General features: G+C 56.6%; 7 protein-coding genes and 1 pseudogene. 2 read left to right on the top strand and 6 right to left on the bottom strand.

Going from position 1 to position 17,066, the window contains the following annotated elements; genetic code table 11:
• Nucleotides 1-22 precede the first annotated feature (22 nt).
• The 6 genes and pseudogenes from CEE69_RS02355 to CEE69_RS02330 form a co-directional block, all read right to left on the bottom strand.
• Entirely contained in the window at nt 23-3,139 is a 3,117-nt protein-coding gene (locus CEE69_RS02355; RefSeq protein WP_099259039.1) for an FG-GAP-like repeat-containing protein, read from the bottom strand.
• Between the two features lie 107 nt (nt 3,140-3,246).
• A complete protein-coding gene (locus tag CEE69_RS02350) occupies nt 3,247-3,585 on the bottom strand; it encodes a transposase (RefSeq protein WP_390179955.1) in 339 nt (112 codons plus the stop codon).
• A gap of 30 nt (nt 3,586-3,615) precedes the next feature.
• Nucleotides 3,616-3,711: pseudogene (locus CEE69_RS33610) on the bottom strand (transposase family protein); the annotation flags it as partial.
• A gap of 157 nt (nt 3,712-3,868) precedes the next feature.
• Complete coding sequence (locus tag CEE69_RS02345; protein WP_233214530.1) at nt 3,869-5,134, bottom strand: BBP7 family outer membrane beta-barrel protein; 1,266 nt, start codon at nt 5,132-5,134, stop codon at nt 3,869-3,871.
• 464 nt (nt 5,135-5,598) lie between these two features.
• Nucleotides 5,599-10,158 (bottom strand): beta strand repeat-containing protein, encoded by a 4,560-nt coding sequence (locus CEE69_RS02335; RefSeq protein ID WP_099259034.1) that lies wholly within the window; start codon nt 10,156-10,158, stop codon nt 5,599-5,601.
• Nucleotides 10,159-10,462: 304 nt separating this feature from the next.
• Nucleotides 10,463-12,103: a BBP7 family outer membrane beta-barrel protein gene (locus CEE69_RS02330; RefSeq protein ID WP_233214529.1), complete on the bottom strand. Its 1,641-nt coding sequence runs from the start codon at nt 12,101-12,103 to the stop codon at nt 10,463-10,465.
• 365 nt (nt 12,104-12,468) lie between these two features.
• On the opposite strand from CEE69_RS02330, the gene CEE69_RS02325 reads away from it, so the two are divergent.
• Both CEE69_RS02325 and CEE69_RS02320 read left to right on the top strand, forming a co-directional pair.
• Nucleotides 12,469-15,594, top strand: a complete 3,126-nt coding sequence (locus CEE69_RS02325) for a PSD1 and planctomycete cytochrome C domain-containing protein (RefSeq protein WP_099259030.1) — start codon at nt 12,469-12,471, stop codon at nt 15,592-15,594.
• The gene (locus CEE69_RS02320; RefSeq protein ID WP_099259028.1) at nt 15,591-17,063 is read left to right on the top strand and encodes a DUF1501 domain-containing protein; all 1,473 of its coding nucleotides are present in this window, start codon (nt 15,591-15,593) and stop codon (nt 17,061-17,063) included. Before CEE69_RS02325 ends, CEE69_RS02320 begins: the two co-directional genes overlap by 4 nt.
• Nucleotides 17,064-17,066: the final 3 nt, after the last annotated feature.

Genomic DNA, 17,066 nt, shown 5'->3' with positions numbered 1-17,066 from the left:
TGCGACGCAAGTGAGTTGCGAATCAGTTGTCGTCAGACGGCTCAACCAACAAAAGTTCTCGCTGAGGCAACGCAACGGTGATGTTCTGCGTGAGACCTCTCGGCCATTGAACTTCAATGGAGACCTCTGAATCCTTTTCTGGAATCGCGAACGTTAGGATCGGTTCGTTTGAGCATTGGTAACCCGATCCCGCCATTCGTTGTCGCATTTGGGTGCCGTTGCTGCTGGTCACCAAAACGGTTGTCCCGACCGCATCTCGTTCTGATTCGACGCCGACGACTCGCACGGTCATGATCTCGGATACGCGAGGCGTTTGATTGACTAGCAGCGCCGTGGGGCGAAACAAGTCGGTGACGACCAAGTCAGTTTGACCGTCTCGGTTGGCATCCAGCGTCGCCATTGCTCGTCCCATGCGTGGCTCTTCGAAGTATGGTCCGGTGGCCGAATCGCGAACCCATTGCCATTTGTTGCCCTTGTCCAGGGCGAAGAGCTGGGCCGGCATTTCATACTGCAGGCCCTTGTGAGAGAAGTCATCGATGTGACCGTTTGCGACCAGCAATTCATCGATCGAATCACCATCCAAGTCGACAAATTGAGTTCCGAATCCGAGCATGTCTTGGCTGGAGTCACCGAGTTGCACGGAATCCGTCGTGTCCTGAAAGAGCCCGTCTCGAATTTGTTCGTAGAAGGTGTTGGATTCGTCGGTGAAGTGGGTAACAAGCAGATCAAGATCCAGGTCACCATCCGCGTCCGTTGCCGCGATTCCCATGGAGGCTTCGGCGGCGGACTGATGGTTGAACGCAACGCCGCGAATGGTGGCTTGTTCATTCAATGTCTTGGTGACGGAGTCGAAACGCCAGAAATGATTGGCCGTCATGTCGTTTGAAACGTAGAGATCCAACCCTTCGGTTCCATCAATCTGTCCGACGAGAATCCCCAATCCTCGACCCGGGTCGCTGTCGGAGAACCAGGAATCAGTTTGGTCCTCAAACAGAGGCGTCGGTGCGAGAAGGCCCCGGTTGCGATAAACCCGGTCCCGCTCTGTCGGCAGTGAATTCGGCTGACAGGATCGATACGCGTCGATCTTTCCATCCAGGCATCGTTGTTGATACGGCGCACGACCGCCGCAATAGTTGACCTCGATCAGGTCCGTCAATCCGTCTTGGTCAATGTCTGCCATCGCGGCGGATGATGTCCATGTATTGCGAGAGTCCGTTCCGACTTCGGTTCGTGCGTTTCCGTCCGATGTCATTGCTGCATCTGGATCGTCAAACATCCACCGAGTGACATCGGTGAACGTGCCATCGCCGTTGTTTCTGTACAGTGTGTTGATGCCGATGTTCGCGATCACACAATCGGGGAATCCATCCGCATCGAAGTCGCCGATGCTGACACCCTGAGTGAATCCCGTGTCTGCCAGGCCGCTTTCTCTCGAGACGTCGACAAAATTCCCAGCCAAGTTTCGAGCGGTCGTATTGGGTTGGCTTTCACGTTTTCCTGGCTGTCCGCCGCCGGATGCTGTTAAGTGAAGATCGGGCCAGCCATCCAAGTCGAGATCCAGCACCCCGGCGCCACCCAGTCCTGATTGCCACAGCCACAGCCCATCTTTTGCTGATGGGCGTTTCATTCCAACCGTGTGTGATAGTCCTCTCGCAGCGGCTTCATCGATCATTCGATACTTGCGGTCGCTGATGCTTCGAGTCGGAGATTTCCGTGGCGATCCTCCTGAGGATGCTTTTGTCGAAGGATCGGTTGTGGATGTTTGGTTGAACCAACCCTGCTCTTTGATCTTTGCAAACTTTTGGCTTGTTGCTGATTTGTCAAATTTCCACTGTGAGTCGAATGTCTGCCAAGGTGTTTGGCCGGTCAAATTGCTCCTGGCTGCCATGTACGCTGGCTTGATGTTCTCGACCGGGTCTTGCGGCAATGAGAAAGCAGTTCGCAGCCAGACGACAGCTTCCCATTGACGGCCAAGTTGCTGCAGTTTTTCAGCAATCACAACCGCGAGACGTTGCGAGTTTCGCCGCCAGCTTAGAAAACCATCGACGGCTTCTCTTAGTTCGTTGACCTGTCCCGCGCGTTCCGCCACCGTTTGGCTAATCTCGAGATCGCCTGATCTCGCCAACGCGGCGGTCAGCTTGGTCAGTGCTTCATGGTGGTTTGGCGCGAGCCGAACGGCTTCCGAGTATGCAGCGGCGGCGAGCGAGACGTCACCGATTCGATCGGCCCAAACACCTCTCGCCAACCAAACCTGCGGATGTTCCTCGTAGCCTTTTGGGAATTCCTGAGCAGCAATTTGCTGCAAAGTGTCCAGGTCATTCAGTTCAACCGCTGCACGGGTCAGGAATGCCCATGCCGGGACGAATTTTGGATGCGCCGAGACCACAGGTTGCAATTGTTCGTGCACCACGTCCCATCGATGATGGTACGCATCGAATCGCGTCATCGCATATTGAGGTCGCAGATCCGACGGGTTCAATTTCAATGCTTGGCGACACATTTCGTTGTCGGCCTGCGGACGTGACAAGTCACTCGCAATCACAAGTTCGGAAACCCCGGCTTGTCCCCTTTGGATCAGGTAGCGCAGGTGCACCACCGCTTCGCGATCGAGGCCTTGGCTCATCATCAACCCGAGCAAAGAGACCCTGCGCTCGGAGTCTTTCGGATGCAGCTCGACACAGCGTTTCATCAATTCGATCGTATCGAAGGTTCTTCCTACCGACATGTAGGCGTGGCCGGTCTTTTCGAACAGATCTGCCGACGGAACATCTGCCAATTCGATTGCCGCATCGAACATCTTGATTGCATCGTCGGTTTCGCCCAGTGTGTTCCACGCGTTGCCGAGTGTCTCGTAGACGCCTGAGTCATCGCCGGAGGCGAGCATCGCCCGTCGCGAAACGGATCTCAGCAACTGAGGGTCGCGGGCGGCGACGGCGGCGGAGATTTGCTGCCGAATCTGCTGTGAGCTGCCTGGGTTCTTTCCCGTGGAGGTGTCGCCCGAAAGTCCATTGGATGCAGCCGTCGTATCACCCGTTTCGCGGCCCGAATTGGTTTGCGAAGCGTTGGTTTGATCGCTTGGTTGGCAACCAGGCAGCCAAAGAAGCACAAAGACGAAAAGGAGGCTGCCGCCGGATTTCATGAGGATTCGAAAAACGTGTTGCAAATGGATTCCTGAATAAAACTACAGCAGAACGGGGCAAGGGAGTTCGCGTCAAATGCCGAAACCAAAAAAAACGCCATCCGGGTTTATCGTGGGTAGAGATCGAGTCCACCATAGTAGAAGTAAATTGCCGTTTTGAAATTCTCTCGATCTCGGTAGCCGCCTACCCGACGCTTGATGGACATGATCTTGCTGTTCATGCCTTCCGCGACGGCATTGGTGATTCCGTGCATGCAGTAGATCACAACGTTGGGCAATCGTTCCTGGATGGTTTTGGCAATCTTCTTCAGGATGTGCCATGTTTCATCCCAGCTGGATTGTAGAATTCCTTTGGCTACTTGAACTGTTTGAGCGCCCAAGAGCACGTCGATTGCAAATCGCTCAAATAACATCGTGAACTGAATGTTCTTTTCGGGCCATGGCAACTTGGCATTCTTCGTACCATGTGTCGGGCACTTCACTCGCGGCGTTTTCGCAATCAGTACTGTCTTGAACTGACACGAATCGAGGTGTCTCCAACGACGCTCCTCAGCATGGTCGTGGCAAGGACATTCAGGCTCGCATTCTCAGCAACAGAACTTCGCACCACGAGTGTGTTCGACATACACGCGGATCTCCTGGACTTCGTGGTCCAGATGAATGTCAACGACCGCCCAGGGCGAAGAGAGCCCGAGCATCTGTTGATACGGGGCTTCTCGATCCGGTGTGTTAAAATCGAAGCTGTCCGCCAAAACTTAACCCATGAGCCACATAGTCGTTTTGGATGAACCGAAATTCGGGACGTGACGGCGACGTCACGACACCGGGTGGTGCCAGCAGATCGGGATCAACGTCGCGATCGATTTGGTCACCGGGGCGAACGACGTTTGGAAGATAGAGCAGGGAGTAGCCGACCGTCGCGTCCAGGCAACTGGTGAGGTGAACACCAAGTGTGAATCCGACTTCGGGAACCATCGTGAACTCGTCGCGACTGAATGTCCCCGAGTTGTCTCGTTGGGCGTAGAGTCCTCCGGTGTAGTTGTCCGTTACTCCGGATTCGGTGATGGTCGTGTTCCCGTTGATCGAAACGGTTTGCTTGTTTGTGCCGACCGCGACTCGCAAGAGGCTCTCGAGCCAAATTCGTTTCAAGTTGGCTTGGTAAACCACTCCCAGTTGCAACCCGTCGAATTCGTTGCTGGTCCGAAACGCTTCGTTCAGAACGATCGTGCCGGGGGCCGCGGTGAGCTGAGAGTCGAGCGTTTCGGAAAAGGTCAGGGCTTCATCCAGTTCGATGTGTCGATATCCGATCAGCCAGTCGACTCGGTCGGTATTGCGGCAAGCCACACAGTTTCCGCCGCACGTGGGGCACAATGCGACGCGTCCGTTGACCAAGTAGGAATTGAGTTTGGAGCTGGCGCCAATCGACAGGCTGCCATCAACCACACCAGGATAGTTGATCAGCTGAGAGGTCTCGATGTCGGTGTCGGTTCGATAGAAGGGGCGAGCCAGGATTTGAGTGCCACCGTTGCGGCTGAACCCTGATTCGTTGGATCCGATTCGGAAGTATTCTCCTTCAATTCCAAACGCTGAGGTGGGCGTGACAAAGAAGCCACCGCGGAATCGAATTCCATTGGTGCTTTCGTCGTTGATCTCACCTCCATACAGGGTTTGGGTGTTCGCCAATCCTAGGACGCCCGCATCGCTTTGAGCGGTGCCATTGGGGCTGGTCGTCGCCAAAGCGGGAGTCTCCATGCCATCGGCCCACCAACGGATGTAGTCGGTGCGAAGCCAAAAACGATCCTGAGCCGCGACCTCGGTCACAAACAGATTGGACGGAAATTGTTGACTCGGGAAACCCGCGAGAAAACCGCCACCTTGGGAGCCACTGTTGTAGGCCGCGGTGGCGTACGGATCGATTGCATTTCCATTGACCGGAACGACCGCGTACTGTTGACCGCTCGCGTTTTGAGTTTCACAAACCGAAATCAGCAGCAAAACTAATGCAGCAACAAATGCGAGGCAAGAGAATCGAGGGCTGAGAGAGCGAGAAGCAAGTCTAGCGGTAGTTTGATTGGTCGGGGCTGGCATTATTTTTCCGTTCTAGATCGGATTCGCTCAAGATTTTGGCGTGTCCAACCGAACGGATCGTCAATCTAAGTCCATCGCGTCAATACCAAACGCGGTCCGAGTTGCCTGGTGGCCTGTCCGCGATGCGTGAAACCGGTTCGCGTTGATGCGGGACAAGTTAGCTGGCCTGCGGGCGAGTGGCGAAACATCGACTCGACTCTGGACATGGTTCCGGTGACCATCCGCTCTCCTACTCGTCAGCGCATGAAAAAGCCCGACCTTTTCCCCCCGAAAAAGGCCGGGCTTGACTCACGAAATCGATCCGAGCGTTCCACCGGCTCCCCGTTGCCCGGCATCGATTTGTTGTCGCGAGTTCTTCTCAGTCCAATGGATCAACGATCCGTTGGACGATTCTGAATGCCTGGCGTTTGCATGAACGATGCCAGGAAGCTGCGTTTGCTGTTGTCGACAACTGTGAAGTCGGTCAACGCCACAACGGTCGGGTTGGTGCCACCGACATCAATGTCGTCGATGCTTTCACCGTTGCCCAAGGTGCCTTCGGATGTGCTGGGGAATTCGGGCCCGTCACTTGTGCCACTTGGCAAGGACAACCGAGTCACTTGGTACTTGCCAGGCAGCAGGTCCTCGAACAGGTATTCGCCGTTGGCATCCGTGGTCACGGTCACGGGAGTGAAAGTGCTGCCATCGGACAGGGTACCGGTCAGTTGCAACTGAACGCCTTCGTAGCCGACCTCACCCGCGTCGCGGACACCATTGCTATTGGCGTCGCGGTACACGTTGCCGGAGATCTCGTTGATCGCCTGGTCTATCGCCGTGGTGGCCGAAGCCGTGTTGTCGGTCGAGTTGGTTTCTGCGGTTGAGGTAGAAACTGAAACGCTGTTGACTTGGTCAGCCGTCACACCGTCGTTGATCGAAGCAACGATCGTGAACTGGAATGAACTGCCCGAGGCGATCGTTCCACCGTTGACGGTGACTGTCTGACCGGCTGCGGACAAGGCTCCGCTTGGTCCCGTGCCGCTGACGAACGTCAGTCCTGCTGGCAGCGTGTCAACCGCGGTGACGGCGTCTGCTGGTGACGGACCGTCGTTGAAGACGATGACCGTGTAGGTCAGTTCGCTACCGGTTTGAGCCGTGGTCACGTCCACCGTTTTTGTGACTCGCACGTTGGCTTCGGGAACTACTGTGACAGGGACAGATGCTGAGTTGTTGTCGGTCTGCGTTTCGCCGGTATCGGTTGCCAGCGAGACGTTGTTCGTGATCGAACCTGACGCATCATCATCGACCGTTGCGGTGATGGTCAGCGTTCGAGTCGTGCCAGGAGCAAGATCGAATTCAGGGAACACGATTACGCCATTGGTGGTGCTGGTCGGTGTGACCGCGGCACCGCCTGATGTGGCGGATGCGAATGTCAATCCGGCCGGCAGTGTATCGGTGACAATGGCACCCGTCGCCGTCGATGGGCTTTCACCGTTGTCTGCTTCGGTGCCATCGTCATCGGTGTCGTGCGAGACAACGATGTTGAACGTCACCGTGTCATCTGGACCGAATGTGGTGGCACCGCCTTGGACGGTTTTGGCAATCGTCAGGTCGAACTCAGGAGTCACGCCAACGGTCACGGTGTCGGTGTTATTGGTGCTGTCCAGTTCGGTCACACCGGGGACGGCAACGGCAGCCGAGTTGACCAAGTCCGTTGTCACGGTTGGATCGACATCGGCGGTGACCGTGAAGGTCTGAGTCGTTCCGACGGGAATCGAAGCGTATTCGACTTCCAGCAAACGAGTGGTGGTGTTGAAGTTCGAAGTGGATGAACCAGCCGCCGTGATCACAACGTTGGATAATCCGGCAGGCAGCGTGTCAGTGATGCGAGAGTCGATCGCATCGGAGATGCTGTCGTCATCGTGCGATACCGTGAACGTGTAGGTCACAGTGTCGGCACCAGGAACCACGGTGGTTTCGCCAGCCGTCTTTTCTAAGATCAGGTCGATCCGGGCTTCTGGATCGATGTTGACCGTCGAGGTGTTGTTGTTGGAATCCGATTCAGGATCGGTCGTGCTGACCGTCGCCGTGTTGGCGATCACGTCGAGTTCATCCGAGCCGATGCCGACTTCAAATTCAAAGGTCAGCGACTCGCTGGGGTCCAAGTCAGGAACCGTGAAGGTCAGTGTTTGACCGGTTTGAACCACAGTGATTCCGGATGTCCCTGCGTCGAAGCTGCCGGCCACCAGTGTCAATCCAGCGTCCAAGACATCGACGACTTCAACGCCTCGAGCTTCCGATGGTCCCGAGTTGGAAACCACGACTTGGTAGGTGACAAAACCGCCCGCGACAACCTGGAATGGTGAAGTGCTGTCGATGATGTCATCAGCGTCATCGCCATCGGTGCGATCATCGGGAATCCGAGTTTCGATGACCGTTTTCGCGACCGTCACATCGACTTCGCGGACAACGTCGGTTGTGTCATTGGTTGTTACATCGGGTGCGTTGTCGGCCGTTGCGGTGACCGAGTTGTCCAGTGGCGAATCACCGTCGGCGATTGTTGCATCGACCGTGACAATGATCTCGATCGTTTCGTCTTCGCCGGCTGCCAAATCGCCCAGCACCATCTGAATCTTGCCGATGTCAGGGCCTGCGGTCACTTCGCTGACCGAACCCGAACCGTCAGTGAAGCTTGCCGAAACAAACGTCACTCCCGTTGGCAGCGTGTCCAGTGCGGTCACGTTGATTGCGTTGTCGGTACTGGTGTTGGTGACCGTGATTTGATAGGTCAGTTGGTTACCCGCCGTGACGGTCGCCAAGTTGTCCGTTTTGGTCACGCTCAACGTCGCGATTGGAACATCCGCGTTCGCTAACGAAACGTTGTTCAACAGTGGATCGGAGTCATCTGGGTTGGTCGGGTCGTTGTCGACTTCGACTTGGAAACCACTGACGTGAGCTTCATTTTCAGGGTCCGCTGAAACATCGGTGTCGATGTCGGTGAAGACTCGGTAGGTGACCGATCCAGATGCGGCCAAGGCTCCGACGCTGAACGTTCGGATCTCGCGGCCGGCACCACCCACTTCGGTCGTCGTGGTGGTGGCAACTGCCCCGCCGCCACTGTCTTCGATTCGATCGAAGGTCAGGCCATCGGGGATGAAGTCATCCACGCTGACATCGGTGGCATCCAATGGACCCAAGTTTTCAATCACCAAGTCGAAGACCGCAGTACCGCCCGCGATCAAGTTCGATGATGCGGTCACCAATGATTTAGTGATTCGCAAGTCGGTGTTGGGAACCACACCGAAGTCGACGGTTGAGTTGGTGTTGTTGTCGGTTCCGTCAGCGGTGGGTTCTCCGTTGACTTCCAGGGTGATCGCGCCGCTGACCAAGCCGATTCCATCGACGTAGGTGCCGTCGTTATCGTCGTTGGCATTCAGGTCAGTGTCCGCGGCGGCGGTGCCACTGCCGGAGTGTCCAAAGAGCGGTTGGCCGGTTGCGAATTCTGATTCGGGAATCACAACTGCGTAGGTGCCAGGACCAAGTGGATCGCCGCTGGTCAGCGTGGTGAAGGTGTAGGCACCCGAGGTGGCTCCACCGGCGACCGTGGTCGTCGCGATCGGAGTGTCGCCAGCGTCGACCGTGTCAGTTGGTCCGCTCAAAGCGTAGAGTTCCACCACGATTTCATTGCCCGCACCGGGGTTGGGGAAATCGGGTTCGCCAGCGTCACGTGTGCCGTTGTTTTGATTGGTTTGGTTGGTTCCGCCGCCGTCGTCGATGAAGACTTCACCGCCCAATTCCATCGGCTGTATACTGGCCAAGTTCAGCACGTTCTCATTGCTGCTTTGTGATTCCAAAACAGAAACGAACAGGTCCAAACTCGATGCACCCGCACCGCCGTTGCTGCCGACTGCATCGACAAAGACTTCGATGGCACCAACGTCGCCAAAATCGGCTCCCGTACCTACATCCGAGAAAGCACTGAAGGGCACAAACAATTCTTGGGCAGGTCCGGCGATGTTGCTGGGCAAGCTGAGTGTGGCCGTCGAGAAGTTGGCCGCGTCAGTGTAAACCCGAACTTCGATACCATCGGTCACGACCTGGTCGCTGCGAACCGACAGCACGATTCCGGCGGCTGAATCCGAGTTCGAAAGGTCGGCACTGCTCAGTCCGGTGTGATCAAGCGCCAATCCACCACCATCGGCATCCACGCCGTCATATTGCACCAGCAGAGTTGCCGTGACGTCGCCACCATTGCTGAAGACGAGTTCGTTGGAACCTGTGACGATCGAGAACTGGCTATCGCCGCTGGTTCTCGCGTCGATGAAAATCTCCACGTCTCGTTCGTCACCGATCACATCACCACCGGAGGTCAATGCACCACTGCTGCTGGTGGTGGTGCTGCCGGCAACCGTTTCGGTGATTGGTTGTGAAGGTTGATCGATCGAGAATGCATCGATGGTCGCTGCGGTCACACCGGTGTCATCGGTGATGGTCAATGTTGCGGTATCAGGGAAAACCAAACCGCTGAGGTCGGCCCCACCCGGCGCGTCTTCTTGCGTCAGGAAGTACACACCGGTGGCTGTTGTGCCGCTCGCATCGGAACCATCCAGGTTGGTGAAGCGGTACGCTCCATCCGCGACCGTTGTGACGGTGCCCTCGACCACGTCGGTGCCGATTTCCAGTGTTCCGTTGCTGTTGGCATCGCGGTACAAGGTGATCAACGCACCTTCGATGGCGGGTTCACCCCCATCCATCGTTCCGCTGCCATCGCTGTCGATGTAGGCGATGCCGCTGATGGCGGCCAAATCGCTTGCCATCAGTTCACGTTTTTGCAGGGATTCCAATTTCAGACGGCGTCGTCCTCGGCGACCACGACGACTGGATTTCGCTTGATCCGCTTGGTTGGTGCGACGGTTTTGACCGGTCAGACGGTCGATCATGCGTTGGAAGATCATGTCCAATTCCCTGGATACTGTTGTCTAGTTGGGGAGCCTGCGTCTTCGAAGCCCGCCACGCGAAATCAATGGGGATGACGCGACTGGCTCGTTGCTGGGCGATGGTTGGATGCTCTCACTCGGAGAATGGTTTCATCCTTCACCGCTCCGAATCCCTCGGTTTCGGTGTAATCGGCATGTTTGCTTTCTTCGCGTCAGCCGATTCATTGCGAGTCAGCTGAAATTTTCGAATTGTTCGTCCCGGCAACCCATTTAGAATTTCCGGTCGAATCAGCAGGCCTTGCCAAGCCTCCGTGTGTCAGACCTACCAGCGGTACTCGCCACCGAAGCTGATGCCTTGGGCCCAGTAGTCGGTGTTGTCGAATTCGAAGGCGGGGTAATCAGCCAGAACTGGCGTTGCTGGCGTCGTGCCATTGGGCAATTGAGCCGTGTCGACGCGGCGGTCGATGTGATCGCCAGGTCGCACCACGTTGGACCAGTAAAGGAACGTGTATCCGAAGGTGGCTCGCAGTTGTTCGGTGACTTGGTAACCCAGCGTCAGGTCGAGCTGTGGCAGAACTGAGAACTCGTCGCGGCTGTATTCGCCGATGTTGGAGTTCTGAGCAAGCAAGCCGCCTTTTTCAGCCGCTCCACCATCGATGGATGTTTCACCGTCGATCGTGACTCGTTGACGAGTGTTGCCAACGCCCAATCGAATCAAAGCGTCGAACGTCCAGTAGCCTCGGGTTCGTTTGTACATCCAACCCAAGTCCAAGCCGTTGAATTGGTTGCGAGTGCGGAAGTCATCGAAGATGTCGTACTGCAACACGGTGGTGTCAGGAGCGGTTGGGATGCTGGCGAGGTCTTCCGTGATTCGAACGCCTTCACGCAGTTCGACTTGGCGGAATCCGACCAGGTATTCAAATCGTTCGCAGGTGTGTTCTGGGCAACCGCAGAAGACGCCTTGGCTGCAGCTGGTTTCGCTGCGGCGTAGGTGACGCAGGTTGATTCCCCAGCCTCGCAAGCGACTGTCGACATCAACGGCCACGGTTCCCGCGAGTTGATTGGGGAAGGCAACTTGTTGTTGGTCTTCGACACTGCCGTTGGCAACGTTGATGAATGGGCGACCCAAGAATTGCGAGTCAGCACCACTGGCACGATAGCTGTCGGTTTCTTCCCCGATTCCGAAACCTTCCGCTCCAATGCCCCAGGTGTGGCACTTGTCCAACCAGAATCCGAACTTCAGACGCAGTCCGTCCATGTTGTCGGTCAAGACATCTTGGCCGCCGTACAGAACACGACCCGGATCATTCGGGAAACGTTGCGATGGCAGCACATCGGTGGACACCAACGGTGGCAATGCCATGCCATCTTGCCACCACAACAGGTACTCAGCCGAGAACCAACCGTCCTGAGGGAAGCAAAGCGTCATGCATGGTCGCATCGCGTCGCAATCGTTGTATTCGCCGCACATCGGGTCGCCGTTGTGACAAACGCCGCCACCGCAACCGATGCCGTCGCATCCGCCGTAGCTGAGCGAACCGCAACCGCCATCGCACCCATGGTTGCCGCATCCGCAGCTGCCCATTGGCATGGAGTCGCAACCGCCGTCCAGCATCGGGTCGTAGATGACCTGGCCGTCCAGTGGCATCGAATGAGTGATTGGGCCTTCTTCAATGATCGGGTTGATCGAAGGAGGCATGGGCGGAGAAGGCAAGGATGACGTGTGGTCTACCAAGCGAACATTCGCCGACTGCGGGCGATTCGCGTTGGTCGATTGCGAGGTCGTTTTTTGCGAAAGGTCTCGGACTGGCTGCCACGATGCTCGAGCGTTCTGCTCTATATAGCTCGCGTTGCGAACCGAGCCCGATTGGCTCGACCGAGTTGAATTGGTTTGTGCATGCAGTGGGGCTGCCATCACGGCAAGCGTCCCAAAGACACAGAAGTTAAACAGACGTTGCGACACGGGCGTCACCCATCAATGCTGGAGTCGGGGGGGAGGTGAGGCTCGACCCCGTTGGGCTGACCGACAAATGCATGTCGGTCGCGCCGTCGGTCGAGAATCACCGGCTCACCACTCGTATCGACCCAGATTGTTGAGATCCTGCATCTAAAAACATCAAAATCAGAAAAATCGTTACGTTCAACGCTTTCGGAAAAGCCAACTGGAATCGCCTGCCTTGCCAGGGCTGTGCCTTTTTCGGTTTTGCAGCTGTTTGTGCGGTTTCACGGGCGTTTCCGTGAAACGAACGAGTTCTCCTGAAAGAATCCCCAACGCCGCTATAATACAGACGTTCTGATTCCGCCCAGAAACCCGCCTCAACTCCCTCCATGCCAAAACTCTCCACCAGCTTTCCGTCGCTAGTCGGCGGGAATGCCCCGGTTCGTCCTGTGCCCAGTGCTCAAGCTCTCGCGTCCGTGCTCCATCGGAGACGCAATCCGGCATACGCCGCTCAGCTCATTCTGTTAGCGATACTCGGTTGCCTCTGTTTGATTTCGCTTGGAGCCGGCGCGGCTCATGGTGCGGAGCCAGCCACCGGGAATGACCATGCAGTCGACGAACAATCACCCGTCGATTTCAATTCGCAGATTCGTCCGATCCTCGTCGCGAATTGCACTTCGTGTCACGGTGGGGTGAAGCAAGCCGGCGACGTTTCGTTCATCTATCCCGATCAAGTGCTGCCGCCGGATGGATGGATTGTCGAACCGGGCGATCCCGATGCGTCGATTCTGATCGAACGCATTACGACCGACGACGCCGACATTCGCATGCCACCGCCGGACGAGCATCCTGATCCGTTGTCGCCGAAAGACATCGAGTTACTGCGTCGCTGGATTGCGGAAGGAGCCCCTTGGCAAAACATGTGGGCACTCACACCTCTGACGCCCGCCCAATCGGATGCTGTTTCCAAACCGGCCGACTCAAAAGACAGAGACGGCAACAAATGGGGAACGCAGCCACTCGATCAAATCGTGCTGGCAAACTTGCAAGCCAAAGATCGAACGCCCAGCGAACAAGCACCCGCCGAACAATGGCTGCGTCGTGCCTCGTTAGATTTGATTGGCTTGCCACCATCGGAAGAGAAACTCACCGAGTTTCTCGGGAAGGTCGATTCAGCAAAATCACCCAGCGAGACAGAGGCCGTCTACGCAGAGCAAGTCGACGCGATGTTGGCCAAGTCCCATTTCGGCGAACGATGGGCGTCCGTGTGGATGGACCTCGCCCGCTACGCCGACTCGATGGGTTTTGAGAAAGATCCCCACCGCGACATGTGGCCTTACCGAGATTGGTTGATCCAGGCCTTCAACGCGGACATGCCCTACGACGAATTCACGATCAAGCAATTGGCTGGCGATTTGCTCGAAGACGCAAACGCGGAAGACTGGATTGCAACCGCGTTTCATCGCAACACGCAAACCAACACCGAAGGCGGAACCGACGACGAAGAGTTTCGCATCGCCGCGTTGATCGACCGAGTCAACACGACTTGGACGGTGTGGCAGGCAAGCACCTTTGGATGCGTCCAGTGTCACTCGCATCCATACGACCCAATCGAGCACAACGAATACTACGCGTCGTTGGCGATGTTCAATGACACGATGGATGTCGACCTGCAAGACGAGTACCCGACGATTCGCGTCCCCAGTGATCCTTCGCAAATGGAACAGGCGATCGGTGTGCAGCGGCGAGCTGAAGAGCTGCGGCACCAACGCAACGCGGTCGGATGGAATGTCGCTCACACAGCCAACTGGCAGTCGCTGACTCCCGCTACGTTCAAAACCACCGACGGAAAACTGAAGCAAGTCGAAAACCAGATTCTCGCGGATGGTGGCACGTTCCCGCCCGGAACAAAGTACACGGTCGAGCTGGACCTCGAAGACTTGCAAACTCAATTGGGTGAGCAACCGTTGTCGGCGATGAAGCTCGACATTTTGCCGCTCAGCGATGATCCGGCGCAGTGGCCCGAGCAAGGTTCCGTGCTCAGCGAACTCACCACCGAATGGATCGACGCCGAAGGAAACGCCACTCCGGTCGAGTGGGCGGGCGTCATTGCCGATGCGATCACCGGAAGCTCTCAACCGGACGAAGTTCTTCGCGGCAACGCGTCCGGTGCGGGCGAGTATCCGAAACTGACCGGACCGCGGCAAACTGTTTTTGTGATGCGAGATCCAAGTTCCTGGGAATCGCTGAATGAGAAGTCAATCAAAACGCTGCGATTGACCATGCGTCAGTCGCACTCGACGACCGGAAATCTGGCAACACCGATCCGTCGATTGGAATGGTTCGCGACCACGGACGAGGAAGCCAACCAGTTGCTCGAAAGCGACCAATGGAAACAACTCACCGATTCGCTCGCACAAGCCCGCAAGGAAGCGTCGCAGGTCAAAGGCCCCAAGTTGCCGATCGTTTTCAATCGTCCGGCTGAGGCAGCGCGAGACACACGTGTGTTCGTGCGTGGGAACTGGATGGAACGCGGCGAACAGGTCGACCCAGCCATTCCTGTGGCCTTCACCGAGGGAACATCAATCAGTCCGGCTGACGTGAAGAACCGTTTGGAACTGGCTCAATGGTTGGTTTCCAATGACAACCCGCTGACCCCGCGAGTTTGGGCCAACCGAGTGTGGGCTCAGTTGTTTGGAATCGGATTGGTGGAAACACAAGAGGACTTTGGATCCAGCGGTCTGCAGCCGACCCATCCGCAGTTGCTTGATCACCTCGCCTTGCGACTGCGAGACGAACACCGCTGGCACTTGAAACCGTTCTTGCGTGAGTTGGTGTTGTCATCGACTTATCGTCAAACGCATCACGTCAGCGAAGAACTGCAACAGGCTGATCCGCGAAATCAGTGGCTGGCTCGTGGACCGCGAACGCGATTGACGGCTGAAATGGTTCGCGATCAAGCCTTGTCTGTGTCGGGATTGTTGACTGAGCAAATCGGTGGCCCGTCCGTCATGCCGCCTCAACCCGATGGCGTCTGGCAAACCGTTTACAGCGGGGCGTCTTGGAAAACCGCGACCGGTCCCGAGCGTTATCGACGGGCGCTCTACACGTACTGGCGACGGACGAGTCCCTACCCGAGTTTCTTGACCTTCGATTCACCCACGCGAGATCTGTGTGCACCACGGCGAATCGCGACCAACACGCCGCTGCAAGCCTTGGTGACGCTGAACGATCCCGTCTACGCCGAATGCGGGAAGGCTTTGGTCGAACAAACCGCCAAGGCCGAAACCCAGGGCACCAGCACTCCGATCGAATTACAAATCGCTCGCATGTTCGTGCTGGTGACACAAAGCCAACCGACGGAATGGGAACTTCATGAATTGAAGGCACTCTACGACGACTTGGACGAAACCAGTGGCGTCCCACAAGACGACGGCAAACTCAACGTGGACCAGAACGCACTCGCGATTGTAGCCAGCACCATTTTGAACCTCGACAAAGCACTGACCAAATGAATCCTCTCAACGACTCCGCGCGTCTTGGTTTGTTGCAATGGCAAACGCGGCGCCATTTTTTGCAAAACTGTTCGCTTGGTTTGGCTGGGATGTGGTTGGGCAGTCAAGCCAATCCGGTCCACGGTGATGCCGCGCAATCCAGTGACGCAGCACCGAGGTTGGCACCGCACTTTCCACCCAAAGCCAAACGTGTGATCTTCCTGCACATGGCGGGTGGACCGAGCCAGTTGGAATTGTTTGACTACAAACCCGATTTGCAGCAACTGGATGGGAAAGACACGCCGGCCAGCTTCTTGGAAGGAAAGCGTTTCGCGTTCATTCAGGGCGTGCCCAAAATGCTGGGACCGCAGTTTCCATTCGCCCAGCATGGTGAAAGTGGGGCTTGGGTTTCCGATCGTTTGCCGCACTTCCAATCGGTCGTCGACAAAGTCTGCTTCGTCAAATCGATGCACACGACCCAGTTCAATCACGCACCGGCACAGTTGCTGTTGCACACCGGCAGTCAGAATCTTGGTTCGGCGTCCTTTGGTGCATGGACGATGTATGGCCTCGGCAGTGAGAACCAGAACCTGCCCGGGTTTGTTGTCTTGGTCTCCGGCGGAAAAACACCGTCCGCCGGGAAGAGCGTTTGGGGATCGGGCTTTCTGCCTTCCGTGCATCAAGGTGTCCAGTGCCGCAGCAAAGGCGACCCAGTCTTGTACCTTTCTAACCCGGAAGGCGTCAGTCGCATCCAGCGACGACGTGCTCTGGATACCCTGGCGAAGCTCAATCGAGAAACGTTTGAGCAAACCGGCGACGCCGAGGTTCTGACGCGAATTTCTCAGTATGAAATGGCGTTCCGGATGCAGACCAGTGCGACTGAAGCATTTGATCTGAGTCAGGAAACCGCCGACGTTCATGCAATGTACGGCACCAAACCCGGTGAGGAATCATTCGCGAACAACTGCTTGCTCGCTCGCCGGTTGGCGGAACGCGACGTGCGTTTCATTCAACTTTTCCACTGGGGTTGGGACTCACACGGTGCCGGAGCCAACGAAGCGATCAACAAAGGGTTCCACGATCGTTGCCGTGAAGTCGACCAACCGATGACGGCGCTGCTGAAAGATTTGGATCAACGTGGCCTGTTGGAAGACACGCTGGTTGTCTGGGGCGGTGAGTTTGGACGAACGCCGATGCGAGAGAATCGCGGCGGTCGCGAGATGAAGTTGATTGGTCGCGACCACAATCCCGGCGCTTTCACGATGTGGTTTGCGGGCGGCGGAATCAAACCCGGCGTTTCGATCGGGCACACCGACGACATCGGTTATGAGGCGGTCGAGAACAAGGTTTCGCCTCACGACTTGCACGCGACCCTTCAGCATCTGCTGGGCATCGATCACCACAAGTTGACCTACATGAGCCAGGGCCTGCCGCAACGATTGTCCAACGTGACCCAGCCCTCACGAATCGTGACGGACATGTTCGCGTGAGAT

It is taken from the genome of Rhodopirellula bahusiensis (assembly GCF_002727185.1).
Lineage (GTDB): Bacteria > Planctomycetota > Planctomycetia > Pirellulales > Pirellulaceae > Rhodopirellula > Rhodopirellula bahusiensis.
The sequence above is the reverse complement of the archived record's forward strand: the minus strand, read 5'-3'. Positions and strand labels throughout refer to the sequence as shown.